Source organism: Metabacillus niabensis (assembly GCF_902829255.1).
In the GTDB taxonomy this organism is placed as follows: Bacteria; Bacillota; Bacilli; order Bacillales; family Bacillaceae; genus Metabacillus; species Metabacillus niabensis.
The window spans coordinates 1-11600 of sequence record NZ_CADEPK010000365.1 but is presented as its reverse complement, the minus strand read 5'-3'; the positions used below and the strand labels follow the sequence as shown (position 1 = coordinate 11600).

At 34.8% G+C, this 11600-nt stretch carries 12 protein-coding genes; 9 read left to right on the top strand and 3 right to left on the bottom strand.

Annotation, left to right across the window (positions count from 1 at the left end; genetic code table 11):
• Positions 1–175: 175 nt before the first annotated feature.
• From HU235_RS21400 to HU235_RS21375, 6 genes are all read left to right on the top strand, one after another.
• Positions 176–1075: an ABC transporter ATP-binding protein gene (locus tag HU235_RS21400; protein ID WP_174881518.1), complete on the top strand. Its 900-nt coding sequence runs from the start codon at positions 176–178 to the stop codon at positions 1073–1075.
• Positions 1068–2321, top strand: coding sequence for an ABC transporter permease (locus HU235_RS21395; protein WP_174881517.1), 1254 nt, complete (start codon positions 1068–1070; stop codon positions 2319–2321). Before HU235_RS21400 ends, HU235_RS21395 begins: the two co-directional genes overlap by 8 nt.
• 390 nt (positions 2322–2711) lie before the next feature.
• Positions 2712–3947, top strand: coding sequence for a metallophosphoesterase family protein (locus tag HU235_RS21390; RefSeq protein ID WP_174881516.1), 1236 nt, complete (start codon positions 2712–2714; stop codon positions 3945–3947).
• Between the two features lie 2 nt (positions 3948–3949).
• Positions 3950–6952: an ATP-binding protein gene (locus HU235_RS21385; RefSeq protein WP_174881515.1), complete on the top strand. Its 3003-nt coding sequence runs from the start codon at positions 3950–3952 to the stop codon at positions 6950–6952.
• 105 nt (positions 6953–7057) lie between these two features.
• A complete protein-coding gene (gene yhaM, locus HU235_RS21380) occupies positions 7058–8005 on the top strand; it encodes a 3'-5' exoribonuclease YhaM (protein WP_145584491.1) in 948 nt (315 codons plus the stop codon).
• Between the two features lie 271 nt (positions 8006–8276).
• On the top strand, positions 8277–8495 hold the full coding sequence (locus tag HU235_RS21375) for a sporulation YhaL family protein (protein WP_095300994.1): 219 nt from the start codon (positions 8277–8279) through the stop codon (positions 8493–8495).
• A gap of 86 nt (positions 8496–8581) precedes the next feature.
• On the opposite strand, the gene HU235_RS21370 is transcribed toward HU235_RS21375, so the two are convergent.
• Positions 8582–9463: a peptidylprolyl isomerase gene (locus tag HU235_RS21370; RefSeq protein WP_174881514.1), complete on the bottom strand. Its 882-nt coding sequence runs from the start codon at positions 9461–9463 to the stop codon at positions 8582–8584.
• A gap of 182 nt (positions 9464–9645) precedes the next feature.
• Here HU235_RS21370 and HU235_RS21365 point away from each other — a divergent pair, with 182 nt between their 5' ends.
• Entirely contained in the window at positions 9646–9738 is a 93-nt protein-coding gene (locus HU235_RS21365) for a YjcZ family sporulation protein (protein WP_141231527.1), read from the top strand.
• A 99-nt stretch (positions 9739–9837) separates the two neighbouring features.
• Positions 9838–9921 (top strand): YjcZ family sporulation protein, encoded by an 84-nt coding sequence (locus HU235_RS21360; protein ID WP_095300992.1) that lies wholly within the window; start codon positions 9838–9840, stop codon positions 9919–9921.
• Between the two features lie 222 nt (positions 9922–10143).
• On the opposite strand, the gene HU235_RS21355 is transcribed toward HU235_RS21360, so the two are convergent.
• Together HU235_RS21355 and HU235_RS21350 are read right to left on the bottom strand one after the other, a co-directional pair.
• Positions 10144–10323, bottom strand: a complete 180-nt coding sequence (locus HU235_RS21355) for a hypothetical protein (protein ID WP_095300991.1) — start codon at positions 10321–10323, stop codon at positions 10144–10146.
• Positions 10324–10522: 199 nt separating this feature from the next.
• The gene (locus tag HU235_RS21350; protein WP_095300990.1) at positions 10523–11062 is read right to left on the bottom strand and encodes a DUF3267 domain-containing protein; all 540 of its coding nucleotides are present in this window, start codon (positions 11060–11062) and stop codon (positions 10523–10525) included.
• A 330-nt stretch (positions 11063–11392) separates the two neighbouring features.
• Between HU235_RS21350 and HU235_RS21345 the strand changes: the two genes are divergently transcribed.
• Positions 11393–11600 (top strand): DUF1878 family protein (locus tag HU235_RS21345; RefSeq protein ID WP_174881513.1); only part of this gene is annotated, 208 nt, incomplete at its 3' end.

Here is an 11600-nt window from a genome sequence, read left to right as displayed (position 1 = left end):
GTATATCATTATCAGGAGGCTCACCACCATCCGTGAAAAGCGAGAACCGCAAGAGGAAATCAACCAAAACTAAAAAACAAAAAGGTTTACGAAAACAGCAAATACGATACATTACGATGAAAATGAAACTTTTTGGAAACTCATTCGTATTCAAATAGTGGAAAGGAGAGATGAAATGAGCCTAATAATAAACGGGGTAACAAAAAGATTTGGGACACATACTGCAGTTGACAAGCTTTCGATTACGATTCCTGAGAGTGAAATTTTTGGATTTCTAGGGGCAAACGGAGCTGGTAAAACAACAACCTTTCGAATGATTTTAGGATTGTTAAACCCAACAGATGGGGAAATCAAGTGGAAAGGCAAAAAAATTACATACAATGAAAGTGATGAAATTGGCTACCTACCTGAGGAAAGGGGATTATACCCAAAGCTTAAGGTGAAGGAACAGCTTATTTATTTAGGAAGATTGAAGGGCATGACGAAACAAGAGGTACTTACTCAAATGAATCATTGGTTTGAAAGATTAAAGGTACCTGATTATACAAATAAGAAAATTGAAGAGCTTTCTAAAGGAAATCAGCAAAAAATTCAATTTGTCGCAGCGGTTATACACAAGCCGAAGCTGCTTATTTTAGACGAACCATTCAGTGGGTTGGATCCAGTAAATGTTGAGTTACTAAAGAAAGCTGTCGTCGAATTAAAAGAAGCAGGGACGTCTATCGTGTTTGCTAGTCACCGAATGGAGCATGTTGAAGAGTTATGCCAGCATTTGTGCATCATGCATCATGGTAAACCGGTTGTTCATGGTTCTCTTCGGGAAATTAAACGGGCATTTGGGAAGAAAAATGTCTTCATTCAAGGTGATTTTGAAATGGATTTTCTTGAAAACATACCAGGCGTGACTAAATTCAAAAAGACGTATGATGGTGTTGCGCTGCAAATTATGAATGAGGAAGTGGCAAGTACGATTTTCCATGAACTACAAAATAAAGGTTTTGTTCGTAAATTTGCTCTTGAAGAACCTTCATTAAACGATATTTTTATTGAGAAGGTAGGTGCTTCCTATGAATAAATTTTGGATCATGGTTGCACATACGTATTTAAGTAAAGTAAAAACGAAATCATTTATCTTTACTACGTTAATTATGTTATTACTCATTTACGGATTATCAAACATTGGCAATATTATCAACTTCTTTGATGATGAGCAAGACAAACAAACATTTGCTGTAATTGATGAGACAAATGAACTTTATCAAATGTTCGAGGCAAATCTGAAAGTAAGCGGGAATCCCTTTGATATCGAAAAGGCTAGCAAAACTGAGGAAGAACTTGATAAACAAGTATTAGAGGAAGAATTAGATGGCATCATTATTTTAGAAAATGATGCTAGTAATTTACCTACTGCAACAGTTAAAACATTGTCTATGACTGATAGCTCTATTTTTATGCAGGTTGAGCAAGTACTTCAGCAAACAAAGCAGGAAATCGGGAGACAGAAGTTAGGTCTAGATGCTGAGGAATTAAACCAATTGTTTACACCAGTCGAAATAAGCAAAGTTGCACTTGAAGATAATGCAAAAACCGAGGATGAGTTAAATCAAGCAAGGGTGCTTGTTTATGTCCTATTATTCTTTATTTATTTTTCAGTGATTCTCTATGCAAGTATGATTGCAACAGAGGTCGCAACAGAGAAATCTTCACGTGTAATGGAAATTTTAATTTCTAGTGTATCTCCTGTTAAACAAATGTTTGCTAAATTAATAGGTATCGGCTTACTAAGTTTAACGCAAATGTTGATCATCTTTGTCTCTGGTTTTGTGACCATTCGTTCTAAAATAGATGACCTAAGTGCGCTGACAGGTGGAGAGCTAGGATTTACTGATATCCCGCTTTCAACATTTGTCTATGCAGGAATTTACTTTATTTTAGGTTATTTCCTATTTGCAACATTAGCTGCATTCCTTGGCTCGCTAGTAAGTAGAATTGAGGATGTCCAACAATTGATTTCACCGATGATTTTCCTAATTGTTGGGGCATTTATGATCGCTATGTTTGGGTTATCAAATCCTGACACACCATTTATTACAATCAGTTCGTATATACCGTTCTTTACACCAATGATCATGTTTTTACGGGTAGGAATGCTAAATATCCCTCCATGGGAAATCGCACTCTCGATCATTATCCTTGTGGCATCGATAACAGCATTGGCTATATTTGGAGCACGGGTTTACAAAGGTGGAGTCCTCATTTACGGAAAATCTTCTTCGTTTAAAGATTTAAAACGAGCATTAACAATGTCTAAAGATAAATAATAATAGGAAGAGGTGTACACATAATTAGTTTGTGTACACCTCTTTGTATTTTACAATTATTTCCTGTCTTAAATCTCCTCATTCTATACTAATAATCTATTTCTAATCTCTCCTCAATTCGCATTCATGTATCCCCGTTTTCGAAATTCCTTCCGCTTATCCTCATAAACAGCCAGATGCAAAAAAGCGGAAGGAAAAGGGAGTCACATGCCAAGGCATATTGTATTCAAAATATGTTAATAGTCGAAGGAACGATTTATCTTATTATTTGATAGAGAACGTGCATTCGTATTTTATCAATGGTAAAATAAATGAAGGAAATTGTGGATATAATAAAAGTTTATAAATGAAATGATCTAGCATCAGTAGATTTTTAAGGATGGGAAGAAAATGAGAGATTCGATAAAATTTATCCATGCGGCTGATTTGCATTTAGATAGTCCATTTGTTGGTTTAAAGCATTTGCCCCCAGAGTTGCTAGAAAAAATGAGAGAGAGTACCTTTTTGGCATTTTCTCGGCTTGTTACATTTGCAATTAATAAGCGAGTAGATTTTATTTTGCTGTCAGGTGATTTATATGATGAAGAGGATAGAAGCTTAAAAGCACAATTAAAATTAAAAAAAGAATTTGAAAGATTGGCTAATGCGAATATCGAAGTGTATGTTATCCATGGAAATCATGATCATATGGGAGGGAATTGGATCGAGCTATCCTGGCCGGAAAATATCCATATTTTTTCCTCTGAACAAGTGGAAATGAAAATCTTTGAAAAAAATGAACAACCTCTTGCTTATATATACGGCTACAGCTACCCTTCACGTTCTGTACGGGAAAATATCACGGCAAAGTATCAAAAAGTGGATAATTCTTCTGTTTATCATATTGGTATGCTCCATGGCTCTATTGAAGGAAACGATGAACATGATGTTTATTGTCCCTTTAAGTTAACAGAGCTCATAGAGAAAAAATTTGATTATTGGGCATTAGGCCATATTCATAAGCGACAACTATTACATGAGGACCCTGTGATTGCCTATCCAGGGAATATCCAAGGGAGACATCGAAAAGAGGCAGGGGAAAAGGGTTTTTATTTTGTTGACATGAAAGAAGATGCCCCTATTTTGACATTTGTATCAGTTGAGGAAGTCATATGGGATAAAATACAAATTTCAATTGACACACTTACGACGATGACTGATTTACTTCATGAATGCAGATTGTCTATAGAGCAACTACGCCAACGAGGAAAGCCAATGTTGCTAACGATTGAATTTATAGGAACAGGAAATCTAGCGGCAAATTTACATAGTCATGAAACATTACAGGATATGATGGATGATTTAAATGAAGAGGAGCATAGCAATCAACCCGTTATTTGGATTTATAAAATGACAAATCAAACATATCTTTATGAGGAAAATACTAAGCTTGAATCCTTTTTTAATGACCTGCATGAGTCTGTTGAACAATATAACGCTTTTAATGATGTTCTTCAACCACTTATGAGCCATCCATTATACAGACGTTATATTGATGAGTTTACTAGTGAGGAACAGCAGCAGCTTTTGAAGGAAGCGGAAAAGCTTTTGCGCCAGGAGATATTGCTGCAAAGTGAGGTGAAATAAGAATGCTAATCGAAAAGCTGATGATCTACGGATACGGGAAATTTGAAAATCAGTTCATTAATTTTAAAGACCAGAGCTTTCAAATGATTTACGGGCAAAATGAAGCGGGAAAATCGACAATTATGTCTTTTATTCATAGTATCTTTTTTGGTTTTCCTACGAAACAACAAATGGAAAATAGATATGAACCAAAAAAGAGTAATGCATACGGCGGATACATTGTTGTCCGAACAGATGACAATCAATCAATCAAAATTGAGAGGACTTCGGGAAAGGCAAGTGGAGACTTAATAATAGAGAATGAGGATGGCACTAGGCTAGATGAGGCATACCTTCAAGCTATATTAGGTGGTATTGATCGGGAAACATACCGTTCCATCTTTTCCTTTGACATCCATGGTCTGCAAAGGATACAAAAAATGAATTCTGATCAAATAGGAAAATATCTATTCCTCTCAAGTATTTATGGAGCGGATGCTTTATTTACGATCGAAAATACATTAACTAGACAACAGGATATTCTTTATAAGCCAACTGGAAAGAGGCCAATCCTTAATGAGGCTCTTACGACATTAAAGGATAGCCACAGCAGACTTCTTGAAGCAAAACGTAACAATCATGATTACCAAATGCTTATTGATAAAAGAAATGATCTGAAACGGAAGCTCGAGGCAACTGCACTTGAAAAAAAACAAGCGTTAGCTAGTCAAAGGGAGCTTGAAAGAATTCAAGCGGTTCTTCCGTTACTCCGTGAGCTTAATTGGTGTGAAGAACAGCTTTTACGTCTTCCAGATACTAAGGAGTTTCCTGAGGATGGTTTACAGCAATTAGATTATTACAATGTTACTTTACAACCATTAGAGGCAGAGCTTCATGTTTTACATAATAAGCAAGAGCAATTAATTAATGAGGAAAATGGAATCGTTGTAAATCAAGCCGTGCTAGACCTTTATCCTAGCATTACAAGCTTACGTGAACAATTGCCAGTTTATAAAGAAAAAAAGAAAAAACGTGATCAGCTTATAGAGCGCATTAATCAAACTGGGCATGAGATTCATATGTATAAGCAGAGAATCTATCCAAATGTTTCGGATGAGGAATTACTAACTATCAAAGCAACAGTACTTATGAAAGAATCAATAAAAAATGCAATTATCGCTGAGCAACAATTAAAACAACGGAAAAAAACATTAGATGAGCAATTTGAGCAAACGAAGAATTTACTAGAGGAAACAGAATGGAAAATATCAGAGTTAAAAAAGAGCATACTTTCAGATTATGAACGGCAAAAGTTAGAACACGAAATATCAAAAAGGCAATCGACGAACCGTGACTATTTAAAAGAAGAGCAAAAGCAGCTCACAAATCAGCTAACTATTCGTAAAAAAGAGCAGCAAAAGGAAAAAAAACAACGGCTCACTATCAGTAGTTTATTTGCTTGTTTAGTAGCAGCGGGTACTGGATGGGCGATGTTTTCCCAATATTGGCTAGTCTCGATCGTTTTAATTATAGGGTTTTTCATCTCTTTGTTCATCATTAAACAGGTGACGATGAAAAAGGACGCGTTTGCCGAACATTTAAAAAGACAGATAAAATCAATTGAAGAAGAACTGGCAAAATTCACTGAAGCTGATTCCGGGCAAACGTCAATGTCGAAGTTATTACTGGAAATGGAAAAGGATAATCAAACGAAGCAAGCCCTACATCATGAGCAACTTCTTTTTAAGCAGTATGAAAGAAACTATGACAGAGTAATAAGTCTTTTTGAAGAATGGGAAAAGGAACAATTTCATCATGAGGAAACGTATAAACAGCTTGCAAAAGAGCTGCTAATTGATAGAACAGCAGCACCTGAAATTATTTTAGAAGCATTCGAACTACTTCAGCAGCTTCAGGAGCTGTTGTTAAAACGAAATAAAGATATGTCTGAAGTACAAATTCTTAATGAAGAAATTGACCAGTACGAACGAAGAATAATAGAAATGCTCGAGATTTGCCAACTATCATATTTATCAATAGAAGAGGCAGCTATTGAAATTCACAAGCTGTCACTACAACAAAATGAAAAGGTCAAAATGCTAACAAATCTTCATGAACGGAAGCATGAACTCGAAGAATCAATTCGTTCGTTAGAGGATAAGATTTCTTATCTAAAGGCAGAAAAGGAGAGTCTTCTAAAAAAGGCTGGGCTTGAGGACGAAGAACAATTTCGGAAATATGCTCACCATCATAGTGAGAGAGAAGAGTTAATTAAGCAGAAGCTATGGATTGAAAAACAGCTTGCAACAGAACGAAATGTGAATCTCGAACAACTAACTATTAAGGAATACGATGATATTGATGAACAGCTTTTAGTGATAGAGCAAGAAGTAGAGAAGTTAACTAAATTCGAGAAGGATTTGCATCAGCAATATTCAACAGTTGATGTTAAAATCCACAATATTGAACAAAATGGGGTGTATTCAAATTTATTGCATTCCTTTGAAATGGAAAAAGCGGAAGTAAGAGAATTAGCTGAGCAATGGGTTGTTCGCGCATTAGCAAAAGACTTATTACATCAAACGGTTGAACGGTATCGGCAAACAAAGCTTCCGGCATTAATCCGCCATATTGAACAGTTTTTTCGTACTTTAACGATGGAGCAATATCACCGAGTATTTTTACCTAACCAAAAGCAATCGTTTATTGTCGAGAGAAATGACGGTATGAGATTTTTTGCTGAGGAGCTAAGCCAAGCAACTGCCGAACAATTATATTTATCGATTCGTTTAGCACTCGTTAAAACGATAAACGAGCAGGTGACATTACCGATTATGATTGATGATAGCTTTGTTCATTTTGATCATGAAAGAACGGCCGAAAGCATTAAGCTTATGCAGGAATTAAAACAGGAAAACCAAGTGATATTTTTTACATGTCATAAGCATATCGCTGAAAACTATCAATCGGATACGGTGATTCATCTAAATGAATTAGCTGGAACCTCCAAGCTATATCACCCGTAGTCCTTAGAACTATGCTATACTATCCATACACTGGGGAAAATCGTATTAAAAATTTATGAATTCATAACAAATAGAATAGACAAAAATGAGAGAGGAGCTTAGTTTATGGTGAAAGGAATACTCCATTATGATGTTGGGGAACAGGTAGATGTTCATCTTCTCATAAAATCTTCTACTAAGGGAATTGCAAGCAATGGAAAGGCATTTTTAACATTAATACTTCAAGATACGTCAGGTGAAATTGAAGCAAAGCTTTGGGATGCATCTCAGGAGGATGAAGTGATCTATTCACCTCAAAAAATTGTAAAAGTATATGGTGATATTCATCATTATCGTGGTCGAAATCAATTGAAAATTCGCAACATCAGACCTAAACATGATGATGAAACAGTTGATATAGCTGATTTCCTAGAAACAGCTCCCGTTGCAAAAGATGTAATGAATGAGAAAATTACGCAATATATTTTTGAAATGAAAAATTCTAAGCTACAACGAATTACAAGATATTTATTAAAAAAGCATGGTGAAGCTTTTATCGAATATCCGGCAGCTACAAAAAATCACCATGAATTTGTATCAGGCTTAGCCTATCATGTTGTCTCCATGTTGGATTTAGCAAAAGCAATTGCAACATTATATCCTAGCCTTGATACCGATTTACTTTATTCGGGGATTATCCTTCATGATCTTGGAAAGGTCATTGAATTATCTGGACCAATTAGTACGACCTATACTGTTGAAGGGAACCTAATTGGCCATATTTCAATTATGGTAAATGAAATTGCGAAAGCAGCCGAGCATTTACAAATTGAAGGAGAAGAGGTTGTCATTCTCCAGCATTTAGTATTGAGCCATCATGGTAAAGCGGAGTGGGGAAGCCCGAAGCCGCCAATGATAAAAGAGGCAGAAATTATTCACTATATCGATAACCTTGATGCAAAAATGAATATGCTAGACAGAGCACTAGAACGAGTGAAGCCAGGGGAATTCACGGAAAGAATATTCGCCCTTGATAATCGTTCCTTTTACAAACCAACCTTTATAAAAGAGTAAAATGAAGAAGCGTAGAATAAGGAATTCATTCCTGTTCTGCGCTTTTTAATCCTATTAAACCTTAAACTCCATCATTTCTCTAAGGGAATATGTAATAAATACTAGATTAATTCCATTTCCTTGGAATAATTCAATACCATCATTCATATTTTCTAGTAATAGAATAATCTAGGCGAATCGGTAGAATGAAATGATTCTTCTAGCAAAGAAGATGCAAGTCTGCTTAGATGCTTCTTAAAAATTGTACGAGTTATAAAAGGGGGATGGATTTATGCTTTTATTACCGTGGTGGATATATGTTTGCATTATTGGGATTCTTGTCAGTGGGTATATGGCCTTTAAAACGGCACGTGAAGATAAAAAGGTTGATCAGGAGTTCATTGAAAAAGAGGGACAAGTTTTTTTAGAACGTATTGAGCAAGAGCGGCAACGGAGAAAAGCGATGCAGCTTCAAGAAGAACCAATTGAAAAAGACCAATCAGCTAGTTAACATTGTTCCATTATATGAAAGAAGGCTGTCTTAATAGGAGTCAGATTCCTTAAAGACAGCCTTTTTATCATCATAAGCTGTTAGATTTATTTTTCGGATTGTGTATCAGTAGTCTTTTCATTTGTTTCAGTTTCTTCTTTGTCAAAAATATTTTTTAAATCCTCGTCCTTAACTTTGACATTTGCGTTCTCTAGCTCTTTATCAAGAGCTGATTGGATTGTATCTGGCTGTTGAAGCTTTTGTGTGCTTACGTCTTCCTTTAAATAATCCTTCATTTTTTCAAATGTTGTAACTGTTTTCGTTACTTTAATGATGTGGTAGCCATAATCAGATTTTACAGGGGCACTTACTTCGCCCTCCTTTAGTTTAAAGGCAGTATCCTCAAATTCCTTGACCATAGACCCTTTAGCAAACCAACCTAAATCCCCGCCATTTTGAGCAGAACCAGGATCAGTCGAATATTGTTTTGCAAGGTCTTCAAATTTTTCACCCGACTTAAGCTTGTCCGCTATTTCTTTAGCAGTTTTTTCATCGGCAACTAAAATATGACTAGCTTTGATTTTTCCTTTAAGTGAATCATAATATTCCTTAACTTCCTCATCGGTTACTTTCACTTCTGCCTCGGCCGCTTTTTTACGTAATAAATCAACCTTTAAAATGTCTTTAATGACATCTTCCCCTTGCATTTCGACCATGCTTGTAAATTGTGTACCTAATTGGGCTTGATATTTATCAAATTCGGCTTGGATTTCCTTATCCGAAACTTTATATTTTTCACTTAATACTTTTTCATGGACAAGCTCTGTAAGCACATCTTTACCAAAGCGGTCTTTAAGAGCTTGATAAAATTCATCCTTTGTTATGTCACCAGCTTTTGTTTCAACAATTGTTTCTGACTCGTTATTGTTGCAAGCACTAAGTGTGAATAAACCTGTTGCTGCTACTAATGCTATTGACAATTTTTTCATCCTTACAACTCCTAGTTAAGAATTTTAATGAATTTTACATAGAAGATACTATACCATAATTTAACATAGATACAAAATTTTCATTTCTGTTTTATTGTATTTCTAAACGAATAGGCGATCGTCCAATCATGATGGAGCATTTAACCATAGAATACATTGAAAAGATAAGGGAGGTAATTAACATGGGGAAAGAATTTGGCTTTTCAAATAACTTTGCATTGCTAGTTGTATTGTTTATCTTATTAATTATTATTGGTGCTGCCTATATTTATTAAGTGTAACTATAGAAATTTAGCTACTATGGAGCAATAGCCTATTCGTTTGTAGGCTGTTTTGCATAGGATATCGTAATAAAAGCTAAAGGGGGTGTCAAAATGGGTGGAGCATATGCAGGTGGATTCGCATTGATCGTTGTATTGTTCATCTTGTTAATCATTGTTGGTGCAGCTTGGTTATAAGATAAAATAAAAGGAAAGAGGGTGACTCAAAAGGGTCTGACCCCTCCTACAAACACGAGTAAATAGTAAACTAACCTAATCATTAGTCTATTATATAAAGTGTTTGAGGGGGTCTGAACCTTTAGGATTGAGTCGCCCTCTTTCCTTTTTAGAAAATCGCCGACAGAAATTATGTCAGCATACTACTATGTAGTTTGTATCGTTCTTATATTTGTCAAAAATCTAAGCAAACAAAATTTCTACGTATGAAGAGATTAACAAAATCGTAATAAGAACATTGATTGTTCGAAAAACCTTTGTTTGTCGGTCTTCAGGAATCTCACGAACTAAGCATAACGTATTTGTTAGCTTATTTATGTAAAACAAGATAAAGACTGCAAACAAAATGAAGAGAATTAACATTGGAGATCCCCCTTCCCTCATTATACATATTAGATTACCAAACTATTTATGAAAAAGATAGGTTTGAAGATTGACAAAAATGAAAAATGTTAAATTGTGACAGAGGGGCTTGCGTTACATAGGATGATTTAGAATTGAAAGAAGTCTCTCTGGAAATCAGTGGGAAATCGGGTCCCACTGATCGCATTATCCATGAACACTAGTATTTTTTTATCAATACTTCATAACCATCTTCATATTCTTCTATTAAACTCATTTTTGGAGCAAACAATAACTGCTTTAGAAAAATGAAATCTGGAACACATAAACCGATATGAAAGGCCATTGCAATACAGATATAATGAACATATGGAGTAAAATAGATACTAACTAAGCATAAAATTGCGGTCATAAAAATAAATGGGAATAGGAGAGACAAAATCATATTTCCCTTTTTTATACTATTACAGGCTTTTACTTCTAGAACCGGAATCATATAATACTGCTTAAATTTTACTGAGACACGATTTCCGCTAAAAAGTAATGGTAAAGCATGACACAATTTATGAATTGGCATCAAGCTTATAAATAAAACAACAAATAAAAAGAAATGTTCGTCTTTTAGATGAATGTTTGGCAATAGTAAATTAATAGGTAGATAGGTTAAAATAAATACAAAGATCATGGTAATAATTGAAAGAAATAAGATTCTGTTTTGGCCAACATCTTTTTGAAGGTTTATTGTTTTCCAACAATTCATCTTTTCACCGTCCAAACTCTCATCATTAACTAAAGTACTATCATACTTTACGACGGTGTGATAAAAAATGCAATATGAAAAAGTGAATTGGAAACGCTTAATTTAAAAAAGTAAGAAAAGACTAATAAAAACAACTAAATTTCTCATCATTCGCTAAAAAAATTCAATTTGTCGACTGACTTATTTAAGAATGCGGTTTATCATCCTAGTCTAACCATATGCTCTATGTTAGACTAGAATGATGTGACCTCCATTGATTATTTGCTTTTCTAAATAAGATAAATACTATAAAATAAAGAACAATAATGTTCATTGTGAAGGGTGTTTAAAATGGAATCTTTAGAGACTCGTTTGGAAACATTGGAGTACTATCAAAAATTATTGTTACAAATGATTGATTCACAGCGATTTCCATTTTACAAATTAGTAATGGAGAGAGGATTAACGAAAAGAGAGGTTGATGAGCTTTTTTCATTATGTGATAAGTTAAATCTCCAGTACGAGGAACAAAAAGCGCAAGGATTAGTCATTTATACAG